This window comes from Pseudomonas sp. NFX5, assembly GCF_049132125.1.
Classification (GTDB): Bacteria; Pseudomonadota; Gammaproteobacteria; order Pseudomonadales; family Pseudomonadaceae; genus Aquipseudomonas; species Aquipseudomonas marginalis.
In genome coordinates, this window is the sequence record NZ_JAFMZG010000006.1 from 57,478 (window position 1) to 77,194 (window position 19,717).

The window sequence follows — 19,717 nt, forward strand, 5'->3', positions numbered from 1 at the left end:
CCGATCGACTTGGGTTGGCCGGTTTTTTTGTACCAGGCTTTTACATATGCGAAATCAACGCATCCCCAAAGCCCGACGACGACACCAGCTTCGCGCCATCCATCAGGCGCTCGAAGTCATAGGTCACGGTCTTGGCCGAAATAGCACCATTGGTGCCCTTGATGATCAGGTCTGCTGCCTCGGTCCAACCCATATGACGCAGCATCATTTCCGCCGACAGGATCAATGAGCCCGGGTTGACCTGGTCCTTGCCCGCATACTTGGGCGCAGTGCCGTGGGTGGCCTCGAACATGGCCACGGTGTCGGACAGGTTGGCACCCGGCGCAATCCCGATGCCACCCACCTCCGCCGCCAGGGCGTCGGACAGGTAGTCGCCGTTCAGGTTGAGGGTCGCGATCACGTCATACTCGGCCGGACGCAACAGGATCTGCTGGAGCATGGCATCGGCGATGGCATCCTTGACCACTACATTCTTGCCGGTCTTCGGGTTCTTGAACTGCATCCACGGGCCGCCATCCAGCAGGGTCGCACCGAATTCTTCAGCCGCCACTTCGTAGGCCCATTCCTTGAAGGCCCCTTCGGTGAACTTCATGATGTTGCCTTTGTGCACGATGGTCAGCGAGTCGCGGTCGTTATCCACTACATATTGCAGGGCCTTGCGCGCCAGGCGCTTGGTGCCTTCCAGCGATACCGGCTTGATCCCAATGCCGCAATCCTGGTCGAAACGAATCTTGGTGACGCCCATTTCCTCCTTGAGGAACTTGATGACCTTGGTCGCTTCCGGCGAGCCGGCCTTCCACTCGATCCCGGCGTAAATGTCTTCGGAGTTTTCGCGGAAGATGGTCATGTCCACGTCGCCTGGTTTCTTGACCGGGCTGGGCACACCTTCGAACCAGCGCACCGGGCGCAGGCAGACGTAGAGGTCGAGTTGCTGGCGCAGGGCCACGTTCAGCGAACGAATGCCACCCCCTACCGGAGTGGTCAGCGGGCCCTTGATGGACACCACGTAATCCTTGACCGCATCCAGGGTTTCCTGGGGCAGCCAGGTGTCCTGGTCGTAGACTTGGGTCGCTTTCTCGCCGGCGTACACCTCCATCCACGAGATCTTGCGCTTGCCGCCGTAGGCCTTTTCAACAGCTGCGTCGACCACCTTGATCATCACCGGGCTGATGTCGACGCCAATACCGTCACCTTCGATATACGGGATGATCGGTTGGTCAGGAACATTGAGAGAATGGTCTGCATTGACGGTGATTTTGTCGCCGACTGCCGGAACCTGAATCTTCTTGTATCCCATGCTGAACTCCATCTATGGATTGAACATCTGGCTGCGTTCGAGCCTACTCCAGATAAATGGCGACTGAAACCTCGCGCCATGCTCATTTGCATCGAAAACAGCATAAATTGTCGCCTACAAGCCTGAAAGCAAAGGGAAAAACGCCAATCTTGAGCACTTCGTGCGACTTTAGGCGTAACCCGGTACCTGCGACCTTTAGACCAATGGACGACACACCTTTTGTATGAAGGCTCGGCGTAAGCATAGCGACCTATGTATAATGCCGCCGCTGACCAAAGAGTCACGATGGCAGACCGCTCTGGAACAGGGCCCTCCGCTACAAAGCAGGACTAATACAATAGTCCACCCGCTTGACGCTCGACTGATGCAACCCAACATCACCGCGAAGAAACCTCGACCTTTCGCTCATGGATGACTTTGAACGAACGCGCTCCACCCGGCGCATCTCGAGTTTCTGCGCACGCTTTCAGCAAAGAAGAGAGTTAATCCGAATATGCCCACCCGCTCGAAGATCATCTACACCTTCACCGACGAAGCCCCAGCCCTCGCCACCTATTCACTGCTGCCTATCGTAGAGGCCTTCACCGCTTCCGCTGATATTGCCGTGGAAACCCGCGACATCTCCCTCGCAGGGCGCATCCTCGCAAGCTTCCCCGAGCAACTGGGCACCAAGGCCGTACCGGACCACCTCGCCGAACTGGGCGACCTGGCCGTTACCCCTGAAGCCAACATCATCAAGCTGCCTAACATCAGTGCCTCGACCCCGCAACTGCAAGCCGCGATCAAGGAACTGCAGGCCCAGGGCTATGCCCTGCCGGACTACCCGGAAACCGTAACCACCGACGCGGAAAAAGAAACCCGTGCACGTTACGACAAGGTCAAGGGCAGCGCCGTGAACCCGGTACTGCGCGAAGGCAACTCCGACCGCCGCGCGCCGCTGTCGGTCAAGAACTACGCTCGCAAGCACCCGCACAAGATGGGCGCCTGGGCTGCGGACTCCAAGTCCCACGTTGCCCACATGAGCAACGGCGACTTCTACGGCAGCGAAAAAGCCGTGCAGATCGAAGCCGCTGACGCGGTCAAGATCGAGCTGGTCGCCCAGGACGGCACCACCACCGTCCTGAAAGAAAAGACCACCGTCAAGGCCGGCGAAATCATCGACAGCGCGGTACTGAGCAAGAACGCCCTGCGCAGCTTCATCGCCGCTGAAATCGAAGATGCCAAGAAACAAGGCGTGCTGCTGTCGGTCCACCTGAAAGCCACCATGATGAAGGTCTCCGACCCGATCATGTTCGGCCAGATCGTTGCCGAGTTCTATAAAGACGCCCTGGCCAAGCACGCAGACGTGCTGGCACAGATCGGCTTCAACCTGAACAACGGCATCGGCGACCTGTACGCCCGCATCAAGGCCCTGCCGGCCGAGCAACAAGCCCAGATCGAAGCTGACATCCAGGCGGTCTACGCCGCTCGTCCTTCCCTGGCGATGGTCAACTCCGACAAAGGCATTACCAACCTGCACGTGCCGAGCGACGTCATCGTCGACGCCTCGATGCCGGCCATGATCCGTGACTCCGGCAAGATGTGGGGCACCGACGGCCAACTGCACGACACCAAGGCCGTGATCCCGGATCGCTGCTACGCCACCATCTACCAGGCGGTGATCGAAGAGTGCAAGGCCAACGGCGCCTTCGACCCTACCACCATGGGCAGCGTGCCGAACGTTGGCCTGATGGCGAAAAAAGCCGAAGAGTACGGCTCCCACGACAAGACCTTCCAGGTCAAGGCTGACGGCGTCGTCCGCGTGACCGACAGCAAGGGCAACCTGCTGATGGAACAGAAAGTCGAAGCCGGCGACATCTTCCGCATGTGCCAGACCCAAGACGCGCCGATCCAGGATTGGGTCAAGCTGGCCGTCAACCGTGCCCGCGCCAGCAACACCCCGGCCATCTTCTGGCTGGACCCCCAGCGCGCGCACGACGGCGTCGTGGTCGAGAAAGTCCAGGCCTACCTGAAAGACCACAACACCGAAGGCCTGGACATCCGCATCATGTCACCGGTCGACGCGATGAAGTTCACCCTGGAACGTACCCGCAAGGGCCTGGACACCATCTCGGTGACCGGCAACGTGCTGCGTGACTACCTGACCGACCTGTTCCCGATCATGGAACTGGGCACCAGCGCCAAGATGCTGTCCATCGTACCGCTGATGAATGGCGGTGGCCTGTTCGAAACCGGCGCCGGCGGCTCGGCACCGAAGCACGTACAGCAACTGCTGGAAGAAAACTTCCTGCGTTGGGACTCCCTGGGCGAGTTCCTGGCCCTGGCCGCTTCCCTCGAGCATTTGGGTGTGACGTACAACAACCCGAAAGCCCTGGTACTGTCCAAGACCCTGGACCAGGCCACCGGCCAGTTCCTCGACAACAACAAGTCGCCATCGCGCAAAGTCGGCAACATCGACAACCGCGGCAGCCACTTCTACCTGGCGCTGTACTGGGCCCAGGCCCTGGCCGCCCAGACCGAAGACACGGCACTGCAAGGCCAATTCGGCGAACTGGCCAAGACCCTGGCCGCGAACGAAGCAACCATCGTTGCCGAGCTCAATGCCGTACAGGGCAAGCCAGTGGACATCGGCGGCTACTACGCGCCGAACCCGGAGCTGACCAGCAAGGCCATGCGCCCAAGCAACACCCTCAATGCGGCGATTGCCAAGTTGAAGTAAGGTTGTAGGGATGCATCACAAACCCCGGCCACGTGCCGGGGTTTGTGTTTTCAGGGTTTATGCAACACCGTATTCCTCGCGCCATGCGGCCTCGATAATCGCCAGGAACTGCGGTTTGTACCAAGGTTCCCAGCCCGGCCTCTGCTTGAGTTCAACCCCAAACCCCGGCAGCGCAGGCAAATGCGCGAGCGCTTCGACGTTTTTCAAGCCCGGCACTTGGGCAAACCAGGGTAAAAGCGTCACACCGACTCCCGCCTGGACCGCTGAACGCAGCGACATCAAGTCTTCAGACTCATACACGCAGCGCCACCTGATGCCACTCTCCTCCAAACGCCGAATCGCCAGGCTCCTGAACACGCAGGGCGCCTTGAACAGCGCCAGCGAAACTTCCTGCCCTTCCATGGGGGCTGCCGCACACTCGCCACCCAGCCACATCAACGAAAGTGCATGCAAAGGCACGCCAGCGACTTTTGGCAACTCATCAATCATCAGGCCAATATCGATTCGTCCCTCACTGAACGCCTCTGCGAGCAACAGGGAGCGCGCGACCTTGACCACAATTCGCACTGAAGGTAATTCAAGCGCCAGAGCAGGAATAATGCGCTGCAGGATTTCCTCGCTGAAATATTCGGGAATACCCAGCGTCACGGACTCTTGAGTGCGACTGGCATCAAACAGGCTCCCCACTTTGTCGTTGACGCTGACCATTTGCTGGGCATAGCCGGTCAAGCGCTCTCCTTCGAGGGTGAGCAACACCTGCCGATTGTCGCGGGCAAAAAGCTCGACACCCAGCAAATCCTCAAGTCGTCGAATTTGCTGGCTGATTGCCGGCTGGGTCAGGCTCAACGCTTGCGCGGCCCGGGTGAAACTGCCCAGCTCTGCGACCTTGAGGAAACTGCGCAGCGACTGAATATCAAGATTGACTCTCATGCCACACCCATGGGAGTGAGTAATTATTCCCCGCCATTAGTGCAAGGCGCCCGCTATACCTGTCAAGACTACCTACTTGGCGCGCACATGATTCATCCAATAAACCCCTGCCCCTGAAACAACAAACCCTACAATCGCCACCCCACTCGGCACCTCACCCAACACCAACGACGCCATGATCTGCGTGACCGCCGGAATCACATGAAACAAGTTCGTCGCCTTACTCGCCTCCCCGCGTCGAATCATCAAATACAGCAGCGTCAGCGCACCCACGGAGTTCATCAGCGTGATCCAGGCCACCGACGCTGCGAATGGAACCCACTCGGTGACCTGCATGGTTTCGGTGGTGTAGGCCAGCAGCAACATGACCAACGACGCGGTGACCATCTGAATGAAACACCCCACCCATAGATTCACCCCGCCAAGAAAGCGCTTCTGGTAGAGCGTGCCAAGCGTGATACCCAATAGCGCCAAGCCCACCGCGCCGTAACCACCCACTGACGCCTCGGAGCCAAAAAAGCTGCTGGCCACGACGATGGCCACGCCGCCAACGCCGAGGATCGAACCCGGCAGGTCGCGCCAACTCAATTGTTCACCCAGGCAGAAATAGGCACCGATCACCACGAACACCGGCATCAGCCCGACGATCAATGCCGCCTGCCCTGCGGGAACGCCGTGGCTGATGCCGGTGTAAAGGCCGCCGAACTGCAGGGCCTGCAACAGCAGCCCCACTGTCGCAGCATGGAAGTAGGGTGCAAGTCGTTTCGGCCATTGCGCCTTGATGGCGAGTGCAACGCCCAGGAACACCAGGGCAGCCAGGGCAAACCGATAGAACGTCATGGTGAAGGGCTCGCCATAACGCACACCGAACGCACCGCCGATGTAGCCGGAACTCCACAGCAGGATGAAGGCAATGGGCAGTGGCGATGTAAGGCGTACTTCGTAGCTTTTATCGGCAATCGGGTTCATAACACTCTCCAAACTGAGGGTTCTGGAGAGATAAGCTGCGCCAGGCGCTGAAATCGGTAAAATCATAAAATGTCAGGCGCATCATGCAGATTGCTTATGCATCATCCTTGTGGGAGGGGGATTGCCCCCTCCCACACTGCTGTAATCCTGCTCCAAGACTGCGCTGCATTCAGAATCGAGAGGCATCCCATGACCTGGCAACCCCACATCACCGTCGCCACCATCGTCGAAGACAACGGCAAATTCCTGATGGTCGAAGAGCTCAAGGGCGGCCGCGCCGTGCTCAACCAGCCCGCCGGCCATCTCGACCCGCATGAAACCCTGACCGAGGCCGCCGTGCGCGAGACCCTCGAGGAAACCGGCTGGGACGTGGAAGCCACGGGTATCGTCGGCATCTACCTGTACACCGCACCCAGCAACGGGGTTACCTATCAACGCGTCTGCTTTATTGCCAAGGCACTGAAACACCACCCGGACTATCAACTGGACGAAGGCATCCTGCGCGCCCGCTGGTTGAGCCGTGACGAGCTGATGGCCGTGCGCGACGACTGGCGCAGCGAGCTGATCATCCGCTGTATCGATGATTACCTGGCCGGTCAGCGTCACAGCCTGGAATTGATCCGCCCTTCTCTTTAGCCTTGCGGGCCCAGGCCTGTTAGAATCGCGTCCTTTTTCAAGACACCCGTTGAAACCCTATGCGTGATCCAGCCCCTTCTGACACACAAAAGAAGCGCGTCATCGTCGGCATGTCCGGCGGCGTGGACTCTTCCGTTTCCGCCGTTCTGCTCATGGAGCAGGGTTATGAGGTGGAAGGCCTGTTCATGAAGAACTGGGAAGAAGACGATGGAACGGAATATTGCACCGCCATGGACGACCTCGCGGACGCCCAGGCCGTGTGCGACAAAATTGGCATCAAGCTGCACACCGCCAACTTCGCCGCCGAGTACTGGGACAACGTGTTCGAGCACTTCCTGGCCGAATACAAGGCCGGTCGCACGCCGAACCCGGACATCCTGTGCAACCGCGAAATCAAGTTCAAGGCGTTCCTCGACTACGCCATGATCCTTGGCGCCGACCTGATTGCCACTGGCCACTACGTGCGCCGCCGTGACATCGATGGCCGTACCGAACTGCTCAAGGGCCTGGACCCGAACAAGGACCAGAGCTACTTCCTGCACGCCGTCGGCGGTGAACAGATCGCCAAGACCCTGTTCCCGGTGGGCGAGCTGGAAAAGCCCGAAGTGCGCAGGATCGCCGAGCAACACGGCCTGGCGACCGCCAAGAAGAAGGACTCCACCGGGATCTGCTTTATCGGCGAGCGCCGCTTCAGCGACTTCCTCAAGCAGTACCTGCCGGCGCAACCGGGCGAGATCAAGACCACCGACGGCGAAGTGATCGGCCGTCACCACGGCCTGATGTACCACACCATCGGCCAGCGCCAGGGCCTCGGCATCGGCGGCCTGAAGGATGCCGGCGAAGAGCCGTGGTACGTGCTGGTCAAGGACCTGGAGCACAACGTGCTGATCGTCGGCCAGGGCAATGAACACCCGCTGCTGTTCTCGGGCGCACTGCTGGCCTCGGAGATCTATTGGGTCAACCCGATCGACCTGAGCACCCCGCGCCGCCTGACGGCCAAGGTACGCTATCGCCAGGGCGACCAGCCCTGCGTCCTGGAAAAAACCGCGACGGGCTACCGCGCCACCTTTGATGACCCGCAACGCGCGGTCACCCCTGGCCAGTCCGTGGTGTTCTATGACGGCGAAATTTGCCTGGGCGGCGGCGTGATTGAAGTCGCCGAAGCCTGGAGCAACCCGGCATGAGCCCGACCCAGGAGCAATTGACAGCACTCGGCGGGGTATTTCTCTCCGCCGTGCTGGTGGACAAGATCGCCAAGACCGGCCAGGTTACCGAAGCCGGCCTGACCTGCATGCTCGGCAGCCTGCTGATCCGCGACCCCAAGGACACCCTGGAAGTCTACGGCGGCGACGACCTCGCACTGCGTGAAGGTTACCGCGCACTGATCGGCGCCCTGGAGCGCGACCCGAGTACCTTGCAGCGTGAGCCGCTGCGCTACGCCCTGTCGATGCTCGGCCTCGAGCGCCAGCTGGCCAAGCGCGAAGACATGCTGGAAACCATCGGCAAACGCCTGCCACAGATCCAGTCCCAGGTAGAACACTTCGGCCCGGCCCACGAAAATGTGATCGCCGCCTGCGGTGCGCTGTACCAGGACACCTTGAGCACCCTGCGCCAACGCATCCAGGTGCACGGCGACATGCGCAACCTGCAGCAACCGAACAACGCCTCGAAAATCCGTGCACTGCTGCTCGCCGGCATTCGTTCGGCGCGGTTGTGGCGGCAATTGGGCGGTCATCGCTGGCAGCTGGTGATCAGCCGACGCAAATTGCTCAAAGAGCTTTACCCGTTGATGCGCAACGAATAAGTCGCACCGACAGGCTATTTTCAAGCCGATACGCGTAATACGCCGGTCAGTTGGCAACGGACCGGCGGATTTTTTCATGTATGATACGCGCCCCATTTCGTTGCCCGACTGTCCGAGAACACCCCATGCAGCTCTCTTCGCTCACTGCGGTTTCCCCTGTTGACGGCCGCTACGCCGGCAAAACCCAGGCCCTGCGCCCTATTTTCAGCGAATACGGCCTGATCCGTGCTCGTGTACTGGTTGAAGTGCGCTGGCTCCAGCGCCTGGCCGCTCACCCCGCCATCAGCGAAGTGCCGGCGTTCTCCGCCGAAGCCAACGCCGTACTCGACGCCCTGGCGGACAACTTCTCCCTGGAGCACGCCGAGCGTGTGAAAGAGATCGAGCGCACCACCAACCACGACGTCAAGGCCATCGAATACCTGCTCAAGGAGCAGGCGGCCAAGCTGCCGGAACTGGCCCAGGTCAGCGAATTCATCCACTTTGCCTGCACCAGCGAGGACATCAACAACCTGTCCCACGCCCTGATGCTGCGCGAAGGCCGTGATGACGTGATGCTGCCGCTGATGCGCCAGACCGCCGAAGCGATCCGCGAGCTGGCCATCCGTTTCGCCGATGTGCCGATGCTGTCGCGTACCCACGGCCAGCCGGCGTCGCCGACTACCCTGGGCAAGGAACTCGCCAACGTGGTGTACCGCCTGGAGCGCCAGATCGCTCAAGTCGCAGCAGTCCCACTGCTGGGCAAGATCAACGGCGCCGTGGGCAACTACAACGCCCACCTGTCGGCCTACCCTGAGATCGACTGGGAAGCCAACGCCCGCGCCTTCATCGAAGACGAGCTGGGCCTGGGCTTCAACCCGTACACCACGCAGATCGAACCCCACGACTATATTGCCGAGCTGTTCGACGCCATCGCGCGCTTCAACACCATCCTGATCGACTTCGATCGCGATATCTGGGGCTACATCTCCCTGGGCTACTTCAAGCAGCGCACCATTGCCGGTGAAATCGGTTCGTCGACCATGCCGCACAAGGTCAACCCGATCGACTTCGAAAACTCCGAAGGCAACCTCGGCATCGCCAACGCCCTGTTCCAGCACCTGGCCAGCAAGTTGCCGATCTCCCGCTGGCAGCGCGACCTGACCGACTCCACCGTACTGCGCAACCTCGGCGTGGGCTTTGCCCACAGCGTGATCGCGTACGAAGCCAGCCTCAAAGGCATCAGCAAACTGGAGCTCAACGCGCAGAAAATCGCCGCTGACCTGGACGCGTGCTGGGAAGTGCTGGCCGAGCCGATCCAGACCGTGATGCGCCGCTACAACATCGAAAACCCTTACGAGAAGCTGAAAGAGTTGACCCGTGGCAAGGGCATCAGCCCTGAAGCACTGCAAACTTTCATCGACGGCCTGGACATGCCAGCCGCGGCCAAGGCCGAGCTGAAACTGCTCACCCCGGCCAACTACATCGGCAACGCTGTAGAGCAAGCCAAGCGCATCTGATTCGCGCAAGCCCCTTGAGACGCCCGGCCGCGCCGGGCGTTTTTATTTCAGTCTGAAAAGTGCTTTTTTTCAATAGGTTACACATGAATCCTGATATCCCTCTTCAACTTCTGGGCGGCATCACGGCACGGGAATTCCTGCGCGACTACTGGCAGAAAAAACCGCTGCTGATCCGCCAGGCGATCCCTGACTTCGAAAGCCCGATCGACGCCGACGAACTCGCCGGCCTGGCCCTGGAAGAAGAAGTCGAATCGCGCCTGGTGATCGAACACGGCGAACGCCCGTGGGAACTGCGCCGCGGCCCGTTCGCCGAAGACGCCTTCAGCACCCTGCCTGAGCGTGAGTGGACACTGCTGGTACAGGCAGTCGACCAGTTCGTGCCGGAAGTGGCCGAGTTGCTGGAGCAGTTCCGCTTCCTGCCAAGCTGGCGCATCGACGATGTGATGATCAGCTTTGCCGCACCCGGCGGCAGCGTAGGCCCGCACTTCGACAACTACGACGTGTTCCTGCTGCAGGCCCAGGGCAAGCGCAACTGGAAGATCGGCCAGATGTGCAGCTCCGAAAGCCCGCTGCTGCAACACGCCGACCTGCGCATCCTCGCCGAATTCGAAGAAAGCGCCGAATGGGTGCTGGAACCGGGCGACATGCTCTACCTGCCGCCACGCCTGGCGCATTTCGGCATCGCCGAAGATGACTGCATGACGTACTCGGTGGGCTTTCGCGCCCCAAGCGCCGCAGAAGTACTGACCCACTTCACCGACTTCCTCGCCCAGTACCTGACCGACGAAGAGCGCTACACCGACGCCGACGCGCAGCCGGTCAGCGACCCGCACCAGATCCAGAGCGACGCCCTCGACCGCCTCAAGAGCCTGCTGGCCGAGCACATGAGCGACGAGCGCATGCTGCTGACCTGGTTCGGCCAATTCATGACCGAGCCGCGCTACCCGGAACTGGTAGCAGGCGAAGAGCTGGGCGAAGACGACTTCATCAACAGCCTGCAGGACGGCGCGATCCTGGTGCGCAACCCAAGCGCGCGCATGGCCTGGTCGGAAGTCGACGATGACGTCCTGCTGTTCGCCAGCGGCCAGAGCCGTTACCTGCCGGGCAAACTGCGCGAACTGCTGAAACTGGTCTGCGCCGCCGATGCCCTGCACGCCGAAAACCTCGGCGAATGGCTGCTGGACGAAGACGCCCGTGACCTGCTGTGCGAGCTGGTCAAGCAAGGAAGCCTGGGGTTTGCCGATGAATAGGATTCACGTAGGTGTCGCGGACTGGCATAAGGATATCGCCGAGATTCGGCGCATTCGTGAAGCGGTATTTATCGCTGAACAATCGGTTCCACCTGAGCTTGAGTGGGATGCGGACGACGCAGACGCAGTGCATTTCCTTGCATTCGAAGGCGACTTTCCGATTGGCACCGCGCGCCTGCTGCCCAGCGGCGAGATCGGCCGAGTGTCGGTGCTCAAGGACTGGCGCGGGCTGAAGGTCGGCGACAAGCTGATGGAAGCGGTGATCGGCGTGGCCGAGCAACGTGGCCAGACCAAGCAGTTCCTGAGCGCGCAGGTGTATGCGGCGCCGTTCTATGAGCGACTGGGCTTCAAGATCGTCAGCGAGGAATTCCTGGAAGTCGGGATTCCCCATGTCGATATGGTGCGCGGGGGCTGATCCCTGCTGTAAGGGCTTGCCCGTGGTGAGCCAGCTTGCCTGTGGTGAGCGGGCAAGCCCGCTCACTACACCCCAGGCCGACAAACTGGCACTATCAAGCCTAACTGACTCGCAGAGATAACGGACATGTCCCTACGCACCCTGCTCACCGCCCTCCTCCTCACCGCCAGCTGCTCGGCAATGGCCGACACCGAAGTCGTCAACCTGAGCAACCGCACCAGCACCGACCTGCTCCCGGTTGCACAGAACTTCATCGGCAAGGACGGCACCGTCAGCGCCTACGGCAACCAGCTTATCGTCAACGCTGCCCCCGGCAAGATCCAGGACCTGCGTGCGCTGCTCGCCCAGCTGGATACACCAGCCAAGCGCCTGCTGATCACCGTCGATACCAATGAAAACAACCAGCAGAACAGCGGCGACAGCCAGACCCGCATCATCAGCTACGGCACGGCCAGCCGCGACGGCGGCATCCAGCAGATCCAGGCCAGCGAAGGCGTGCCCGCGCTGATCCAGGTCGGCCAGAGCGTGCCACTGACCACGACCCAACCCGACGCCTACGGTCGCCCGCAGAACCAGACCCAGTACCGCAACGTCACCCAGGGCTTCTACGTCACCGCCAGCGTCACCGGCGAGACCGTGCACCTGGCGATCAGTACCAACCGTGACCGCATGAGCCAGGAACGTCCCGATGTAGTGAATGTGCAAAGCACCGACACAACCGTCAGCGGACGTCTTGGCGAATGGATCCCCCTGGCCGGCATCAACCGCGAGACCCAGGCCGATAAATCCTCCACAACCCGCAGCTACTCTACCCAGGGCCGCGATGACCTGACGTTGCGGGTCAAGGTCGACACCCTGAACTGAAGCACCAAAAACTGACTGATGAGTCGTATTAGACTAAATATGTAGTGCCTGAAAAAAAGCACTACAAAACATTTGACGATCCAAAAAAGCATGGGCATGATGGCCTCGCTCCCGCTAATCAGGGGCCCTGGCAAGGGCCTTCGGATCGCCGCTCCAAGCTACCCACCCGAGCCGATTCGTGTCTGTACCGCCCACAAGGTGTGTTTGACGAGGTTGCGACTGGAACGAAGTTGTCCCGAGGGACGGAAGCTAACCAGGTAACCCGGCTACACACTGATGGATAGTACAAAGGCCCACGATGCCCGAAGACCGTTCGCAGTTCGCCCTTACCTGCTCAACTCCTCCCTTGAGCCATCGTTCATCCCGTCGCCTGCCCCGCCGAACTTGACTTGAACACCTGAGCTTCTGGTCAGCGAGCAGCCATAACCACGCATTCACTACGTGGCTGGCAAATGGAATTTTCCACCTAGACCTATGCGACGAGGTTTTCCCCCATGGCACTGACACGCGAACAGCAAATTGCAGCCCTCGAGAAAGACTGGGCTGAAAACCCACGCTGGAAAGGCGTAACCCGCGCTTATTCCGCTGCTGACGTCGTCCGCCTGCGTGGCTCGGTTCAACCTGAGCACACCTTTGCAAAACTCGGCGCCGAGAAGTTGTGGAAGCTGGTCACCCAAGGTGCCAAGCCGTCCTTCCGCCCCGAGAAAGATTTCGTCAACTGCATGGGCGCCCTCACTGGCGGCCAGGCAGTCCAACAGGTGAAAGCCGGTATCCAGGCGATCTACCTGTCCGGCTGGCAAGTGGCAGCGGACAACAACTCCGCTGAATCCATGTACCCCGACCAATCGCTGTACCCGGTGGACTCCGTGCCGACCGTGGTCAAGCGCATCAACAACTCGTTCCGTCGTGCCGACCAGATCCAGTGGAAAGCCGGTAAAGGCCCGGGTGATGAAGGCTACATCGACTACTTCGCGCCCATCGTGGCCGACGCCGAAGCCGGTTTCGGCGGCGTATTGAACGCCTACGAGCTGATGAAGAGCATGATCGAGGCTGGCGCGGCCGGCGTGCACTTCGAAGACCAACTGGCTTCGGTGAAGAAATGCGGCCACATGGGCGGCAAGGTACTGGTACCGACCCAGGAAGCCGTACAGAAGCTGACCGCTGCCCGCCTGGCGGCTGACGTTGCCGGCACGCCGACCATCATCCTGGCCCGTACCGACGCCAACGCTGCAGACCTGCTGACCTCGGACTGTGACCCGTACGACCAGCCGTTCGTAACCGGCGAACGTACCCAGGAAGGTTTCTACAAAGTGCGCGCCGGTCTCGACCAGGCCATCGCCCGCGGCCTGGCCTACGCGCCGTATGCCGACCTGATCTGGTGCGAAACCGCCAAGCCGGACCTGGACGAAGCGCGTCGCTTTGCCGAAGCAATCAAGAAGGAATACCCGGACCAGCTGCTGTCCTACAACTGCTCGCCTTCCTTCAACTGGAAAAAGAACCTGGACGACGCGACCATCGCCAAGTTCCAGCGCGAACTGTCCGCCATGGGCTACAAGCACCAGTTCATCACCCTGGCCGGCATTCACAACATGTGGCACAGCATGTTCAACCTGGCGCACGACTACGCCCGCAACGACATGACCGCCTACGTGAAGCTGCAGGAACAGGAATTCGCTGACGCCGCCAAGGGCTACACCTTTGTGGCCCACCAGCAGGAAGTGGGCACCGGCTACTTCGACGACATGACCACCGTGATCCAGGGCGGCACCTCGTCCGTGACCGCGCTGACCGGTTCGACCGAAGAAGAGCAGTTCCACTGATCGATGTGAGTACACGGCCACGGCGAATCCGTTAAAGAGCTAACCGCAGTGCCGCACGATCTGACGCCCCGACTGGTTCGGGGCGTTTTTTTTGCCGGTACACATCCCACTGATTCAATCGGGAAAATGTGGGAGGGGGCTTGCCCCCGATAGCGGTGAGGAACCCTCGCAACCTGAAGATTTTGTACAAAACCTTGATCCAGAGCGGTATTGGCTGCAGATAAATCGGTTAAAAGATCCGCTCCAACAACTCGCGCTAATCAGGCAAGTAACGGCAACTTACTCCGCTGTATGAGAAACAATCGCTTCAACCCCGCGCAAACAATATTCATTATCATTTAGAACATAAAAACTTCGTTACAGGTTAAACAAAACACATTTGATCAAATGCCCGCTAATGCCCGCCCCGCAAGGGCTACAGCCCCAAGAAGGTGCACTATGTGCTTATTCCATCGAATAATTTCGCCCTAGGAATTTTACTTGCCCGGTGTTTAGCCATAAAATCACCGCGATTGATTGCAGTGCGACATATCGTCACTGCATCGTTACTTTTTCGAGCTCAGAGACCTTTGCTCTCTGTTAAGGATTTCCAGCATGACCGAAGCGACAGGACTCATAGCCCACAACTGGGGCTTTGCCATTTTCCTCCTCGGTGTTGTCGGCCTTTGCGCCTTCATGCTCGGTGTGTCCAGCCTCCTCGGGTCAAAAGCCTGGGGCCGCAGCAAGAATGAACCGTTCGAATCCGGCATGCTGCCTACAGGTGGCGCCCGCTTGCGGCTCTCAGCCAAATTCTATCTGGTCGCGATGCTCTTCGTGATCTTCGACATCGAAGCCCTCTTTCTCTTTGCCTGGTCTGTGTCCGTCCGCGAAAGCGGCTGGACCGGATTCGTCGAAGCCCTCGTTTTCATAGCAATTCTGTTGGCAGGCCTTGTCTACCTATTTCGAGTGGGCGCCCTTGACTGGGCTCCGGAAGCTCGTCGTAAGCGGCAAGCGAAGCTGAAACAATGAGGCTTTGGCGATGCAATACAATCTCACCAGGATCGACCCGGATGCTCCTAACGAGCAGTACCCCATCGGCGAACGGGAAACCGTTTCCGATCCGTTAGAAGACCAAGTCCACAAGAACATCTACATGGGCAAACTCGAAGACGTGCTGAGTGGCGCGGTCAACTGGGGACGTAAGAACTCCCTGTGGCCGTACAACTTCGGTCTTTCGTGCTGCTACGTGGAAATGACCACCGCCTTCACGGCGCCCCACGACATCGCGCGCTTTGGCGCCGAAGTTATCCGGGCATCACCGCGCCAGGCGGATTTCATGGTTATCGCCGGTACCTGCTTTATCAAGATGGCGCCGATCATCCAGCGTCTCTACGAGCAAATGCTCGAGCCAAAGTGGGTTATCTCCATGGGTTCGTGCGCCAACTCCGGTGGCATGTACGACATCTACTCCGTGGTTCAGGGGGTGGACAAGTTCCTGCCCGTGGACGTCTACGTGCCTGGCTGCCCGCCCCGCCCCGAAGCATTCCTGCAAGGCTTGATGCTGTTGCAGGAATCGATTGGCAAGGAGCGTCGCCCGCTTTCCTGGGTCGTCGGCGATCAAGGCGTGTACCGCGCCGAGATGCCGTCGCAAAAGGAACAGCGCCGCGAACAGCGAATCGCAGTCACCAACCTGCGCAGCCCCGACGAAGTCTGATCCAGCCCCGCTTCTTTTATAGAACGAAAACCTGGCTTCATTCTTTACGTTGACCGAAAGCGATAAAAAACCATGACTACAGGCAGTGCTCTGTACATCCCGCCTTATAAGGCAGACGACCAGGATGTGGTCGTCGAACTCAATAACCGTTTTGGCCCTGACGCCTTCACCGCCCAGGCCACACGCACCGGTATGCCGGTGCTGTGGGTGGCGCGCGCCAGGCTCGTCGAAGTGCTGACCTTCCTGCGCAACCTGCCCAAGCCGTACGTCATGCTCTATGACCTGCATGGCGTGGACGAGCGCCTGCGCACCAAGCGCCAGGGCCTGCCGAACGGCGCCGATTTCACCGTGTTCTATCACCTGATGTCGCTGGAACGTAACAGCGACGTGATGATCAAGGTCGCACTGTCCGAGAGCGACCTGAGCGTGCCGACCGTGACCGGTATCTGGCCGAACGCCAGCTGGTACGAGCGCGAAGTCTGGGACATGTTCGGTATCGACTTCCCGGGCCACCCGCACCTGACGCGCATCATGATGCCGCCAACGTGGGAAGGTCACCCGCTGCGCAAGGACTTCCCTGCCCGCGCCACCGAATTCGACCCGTTCAGCCTCAACCTCGCCAAGCAGCAGCTTGAAGAAGAGGCCGCGCGCTTCCGTCCGGAAGACTGGGGCATGAAGCGCTCCGGCACCAACGAGGACTACATGTTCCTCAACCTGGGCCCGAACCACCCTTCGGCCCACGGTGCCTTCCGCATCATCCTGCAACTGGACGGCGAAGAAATCGTCGACTGCGTACCGGACATCGGCTACCACCACCGTGGTGCCGAGAAGATGGCCGAGCGTCAGTCGTGGCACAGCTTCATCCCGTACACCGACCGTATCGACTACCTCGGCGGCGTGATGAACAACCTGCCGTACGTGCTCTCGGTCGAGAAGCTGGCCGGCATCAAGGTCCCGGACCGCGTCGACACCATCCGCATCATGATGGCCGAGTTCTTCCGGATCACCAGCCACCTGCTGTTCCTGGGTACCTATATCCAGGACGTCGGCGCCATGACCCCGGTGTTCTTCACCTTCACCGACCGTCAGCGCGCCTACAAGGTCATCGAAGCCATCACCGGTTTCCGCCTGCACCCGGCCTGGTACCGCATCGGCGGCGTCGCCCACGACCTGCCGAATGGCTGGGAACGCCTGGTCAAGGAATTCATCGACTGGATGCCCAAGCGCCTGGACGAGTACCAGAAGGCTGCGTTGGATAACAGCATCCTCAAGGGCCGTACCATCGGCGTCGCCCAGTACAACACCAAGGAAGCCCTGGAATGGGGTGTCACCGGTGCCGGCCTGCGTTCGACCGGTTGCGACTTCGACCTGCGTAAAGCGCGCCCTTATTCCGGCTACGAGAACTTCGAGTTCGAAGTCCCGCTGGCGGCTAATGGCGATGCCTACGACCGTTGCATCGTGCGCGTCGAAGAAATGCGCCAGAGCCTGAAGATTATCGAGCAGTGCATGCGCAACATGCCGGCCGGCCCGTACAAGGCGGATCACCCGCTGACCACGCCGCCGCCGAAAGAGCGCACGCTGCAGCACATCGAAACCCTGATCACGCACTTCCTGCAGGTTTCGTGGGGCCCGGTAATGCCGGCCAACGAATCCTTCCAGATGATCGAAGCGACCAAGGGTATCAACAGTTATTACCTGACGAGCGATGGCGGCACCATGAGCTACCGCACCCGGATTCGTACCCCAAGCTTCGCCCACTTGCAGCAGATCCCTTCGGTGATCAAAGGCGAGATGGTCGCGGACTTGATTGCGTACCTGGGTAGTATCGATTTCGTTATGGCCGACGTGGACCGCTAAGCATGAACAGCACGCTTATCCAGACAGACCGTTTCACCTTGAGTGAAACCGAGCGCTCGGCCATCGAGCACGAGCTGCATCACTACGAAGACCCGCGCGCGGCGTCGATCGAGGCCTTGAAGATCGTCCAGAAGGAACGTGGCTGGGTGCCGGACGGCGCCCTCTACGCCATCGGCGAGATCCTCGGCATCCCCGCCAGCGACGTTGAAGGCGTGGCGACGTTCTACAGCCAGATCTTCCGCCAGCCGGTCGGCCGCCACATCATTCGCGTGTGCGACAGCATGGTCTGCTACATCGGTGGCCACGAGTCGGTGGTCAGCGAGATCCAGGCCAAGCTGGGCATCGGCCTCGGCCAGACCACCCCGGACGGCCGCTTCACGCTGCTGCCGGTGTGCTGCCTGGGCAACTGCGACAAGGCGCCGGCGTTGATGATCGACGACGACACATTCGGTGACGTGCAGCCTGCTGGCGTGACCCAAATGCTCGAGGGCTACCCATGACCCTGACTTCCTTCGGCCCGGCCAACCTGATCAAGCGTTCGGCCGAGACCCACCCGCTGACCTGGCGCCTGCGTGACGACGGCGAGCCGGTATGGCTCGACGAGTACCAGGCCAAGAACGGCTACGCCGCTGCGCGCAAGGCCTTCGCCGACATGGCCCAGGACGACATCGTCCAGACCGTGAAGGACGCCGGCCTCAAGGGTCGCGGCGGTGCAGGCTTCCCCACCGGTGTTAAGTGGGGCCTGATGCCCAAAGACGAATCCATCAACATCCGCTACCTGCTGTGCAACGCGGATGAAATGGAACCCAACACCTGGAAAGACCGCATGCTGATGGAGCAACTGCCCCATCTGCTGATCGAAGGCATGCTGATCAGCGCCCGCGCGCTGAAAACCTACCGTGGCTACATCTTCCTGCGCGGCGAATACACCACCGCCGCCAAGCACCTCAACCGTGCCGTGGCAGAAGCCAAGGCCGCAGGCCTGCTGGGCAAGAACATCCTCGGTTCGGGCTTTGACTTCGAACTGTTCGTGCACACCGGCGCCGGGCGTTACATCTGCGGTGAAGAAACCGCACTGATCAACTCCCTCGAAGGCCGCCGCGCCAACCCGCGCTCCAAGCCGCCCTTCCCTGCCGCCGTGGGCGTGTGGGGCAAGCCGACCTGCGTGAACAACGTCGAGACCCTGTGCAACGTGCCGGCGATCATCGCCGACGGCGTGGACTGGTACAAATCGTTGGCCCGCGAAGGCAGTGAAGACATGGGCACCAAGCTCATGGGCTTCTCCGGCAAGGTCAAGAACCCTGGCCTGTGGGAGCTGCCGTTCGGCGTGACCGCACGCGAGTTGTTCGAGGACTACGCCGGCGGCATGCGCGACGGTTACACCCTCAAGGCCTGGCAGCCAGGCGGCGCCGGCACCGGCTTCCTGCTCCCCGAGCACCTCGACGCACAGATGTATGCCGGCGGCATCGGCAAGGTGGGCACCCGGATGGGTACCGGCCTGGCGATGGCGGTGGACAACACCGTGAACATGGTCTCGCTGCTGCGCAACATGGAGCAGTTCTTTGCCCGTGAATCCTGCGGCTTCTGCACCCCATGCCGCGACGGCCTGCCGTGGAGCGTGAAGCTGCTGATGGCCCTGGAAAACGGCGAAGGCCGCGAGGGTGATATCGAAACCCTGCTGGGCCTGGTCGGCTTCCTCGGCCCAGGCAAGACCTTCTGTGCTCACGCACCGGGCGCCGTGGAGCCATTGGGCAGCGCAATCAAATACTTCCGCTCGGAGTTCGAAGCCGGCATTGCGCCCACCAGCGCCGCCGTCCCGCCTCTGGCAAGGCCGATCGTAGTCGGCGCGTAACGCTTAAACAGGCGAAGGGTCCGTGCCCTTCGCCTGCTCATGTGCTGACGCCTTCATGGCTGTGTAGATGCACATGAATAACAAGATTCCATTAGCCACGCCCGCTGACAACGGG

General features: G+C 60.5%; 17 protein-coding genes. 14 read left to right on the forward strand and 3 right to left on the reverse strand.

From position 1 onward, the window contains the following. Nucleotides 1-40: 40 nt before the first annotated feature. Nucleotides 41-1,297: an NADP-dependent isocitrate dehydrogenase gene (gene icd / locus J1N02_RS01720; protein WP_027606337.1), complete on the reverse strand. Its 1,257-nt coding sequence runs from the start codon at nt 1,295-1,297 to the stop codon at nt 41-43. 493 nt (nt 1,298-1,790) lie between these two features. Here icd and J1N02_RS01725 point away from each other — a divergent pair, with 493 nt between their 5' ends. Beyond that, on the forward strand, nt 1,791-4,016 hold the full coding sequence (locus J1N02_RS01725; RefSeq protein WP_146477137.1) for an NADP-dependent isocitrate dehydrogenase: 2,226 nt from the start codon (nt 1,791-1,793) through the stop codon (nt 4,014-4,016). Between the two features lie 57 nt (nt 4,017-4,073). Here the strand turns inward: J1N02_RS01725 and J1N02_RS01730 are convergent, their stop codons facing one another. Both J1N02_RS01730 and J1N02_RS01735 read right to left on the reverse strand, forming a co-directional pair. Continuing rightward, a complete protein-coding gene (locus J1N02_RS01730; RefSeq protein ID WP_027606335.1) occupies nt 4,074-4,946 on the reverse strand; it encodes a LysR family transcriptional regulator in 873 nt (290 codons plus the stop codon). Nucleotides 4,947-5,018: 72 nt separating this feature from the next. Further along, nucleotides 5,019-5,915: a DMT family transporter gene (locus J1N02_RS01735; RefSeq protein WP_092357614.1), complete on the reverse strand. Its 897-nt coding sequence runs from the start codon at nt 5,913-5,915 to the stop codon at nt 5,019-5,021. A 189-nt stretch (nt 5,916-6,104) separates the two neighbouring features. On the opposite strand from J1N02_RS01735, the gene J1N02_RS01740 reads away from it, so the two are divergent. The 13 genes from J1N02_RS01740 (at nt 6,105) to nuoF (ending at nt 19,602) form a co-directional block, all read left to right on the forward strand. Beyond that, entirely contained in the window at nt 6,105-6,551 is a 447-nt protein-coding gene (locus tag J1N02_RS01740; RefSeq protein ID WP_027606333.1) for an NUDIX hydrolase, read from the forward strand. Nucleotides 6,552-6,610: 59 nt separating this feature from the next. Continuing rightward, nucleotides 6,611-7,735 (forward strand): tRNA 2-thiouridine(34) synthase MnmA, encoded by a 1,125-nt coding sequence (mnmA, locus tag J1N02_RS01745; protein ID WP_098479174.1) that lies wholly within the window; start codon nt 6,611-6,613, stop codon nt 7,733-7,735. Then, nucleotides 7,732-8,355 (forward strand): high frequency lysogenization protein HflD, encoded by a 624-nt coding sequence (gene hflD, locus J1N02_RS01750; protein ID WP_027606331.1) that lies wholly within the window; start codon nt 7,732-7,734, stop codon nt 8,353-8,355. Before mnmA ends, hflD begins: the two co-directional genes overlap by 4 nt. Nucleotides 8,356-8,480: 125 nt before the next feature. Further along, a complete protein-coding gene (purB, locus tag J1N02_RS01755) occupies nt 8,481-9,851 on the forward strand; it encodes an adenylosuccinate lyase (RefSeq protein WP_027606330.1) in 1,371 nt (456 codons plus the stop codon). 83 nt (nt 9,852-9,934) lie between these two features. Beyond that, nucleotides 9,935-11,101, forward strand: coding sequence for a cupin domain-containing protein (locus J1N02_RS01760; RefSeq protein WP_027606329.1), 1,167 nt, complete (start codon nt 9,935-9,937; stop codon nt 11,099-11,101). Then, nucleotides 11,094-11,516: a GNAT family N-acetyltransferase gene (locus J1N02_RS01765; protein ID WP_027606328.1), complete on the forward strand. Its 423-nt coding sequence runs from the start codon at nt 11,094-11,096 to the stop codon at nt 11,514-11,516. Before J1N02_RS01760 ends, J1N02_RS01765 begins: the two co-directional genes overlap by 8 nt. 126 nt (nt 11,517-11,642) lie before the next feature. After that, nucleotides 11,643-12,380, forward strand: a complete 738-nt coding sequence (locus J1N02_RS01770) for a secretin N-terminal domain-containing protein (RefSeq protein WP_027606327.1) — start codon at nt 11,643-11,645, stop codon at nt 12,378-12,380. Nucleotides 12,381-12,874: 494 nt separating this feature from the next. Next, complete coding sequence (gene aceA, locus J1N02_RS01775; RefSeq protein ID WP_003219577.1) at nt 12,875-14,200, forward strand: isocitrate lyase; 1,326 nt, start codon at nt 12,875-12,877, stop codon at nt 14,198-14,200. Nucleotides 14,201-14,794: 594 nt separating this feature from the next. Beyond that, complete coding sequence (locus J1N02_RS01780) at nt 14,795-15,208, forward strand: NADH-quinone oxidoreductase subunit A (RefSeq protein WP_015372409.1); 414 nt, start codon at nt 14,795-14,797, stop codon at nt 15,206-15,208. 10 nt (nt 15,209-15,218) lie between these two features. Beyond that, a complete protein-coding gene (locus J1N02_RS01785) occupies nt 15,219-15,893 on the forward strand; it encodes a NuoB/complex I 20 kDa subunit family protein (RefSeq protein ID WP_003174719.1) in 675 nt (224 codons plus the stop codon). 72 nt (nt 15,894-15,965) lie between these two features. Then, on the forward strand, nt 15,966-17,750 hold the full coding sequence (gene nuoC / locus J1N02_RS01790; RefSeq protein ID WP_098479172.1) for an NADH-quinone oxidoreductase subunit C/D: 1,785 nt from the start codon (nt 15,966-15,968) through the stop codon (nt 17,748-17,750). Between the two features lie 2 nt (nt 17,751-17,752). Beyond that, nucleotides 17,753-18,250 (forward strand): NADH-quinone oxidoreductase subunit NuoE, encoded by a 498-nt coding sequence (gene nuoE / locus J1N02_RS01795; protein WP_421147094.1) that lies wholly within the window; start codon nt 17,753-17,755, stop codon nt 18,248-18,250. Further along, nucleotides 18,247-19,602, forward strand: a complete 1,356-nt coding sequence (nuoF, locus tag J1N02_RS01800; protein WP_027606325.1) for an NADH-quinone oxidoreductase subunit NuoF — start codon at nt 18,247-18,249, stop codon at nt 19,600-19,602. The genes nuoE and nuoF overlap by 4 nt, the downstream gene beginning before the upstream one ends. The last annotated feature ends 115 nt before the right edge of the window (nt 19,603-19,717 follow it).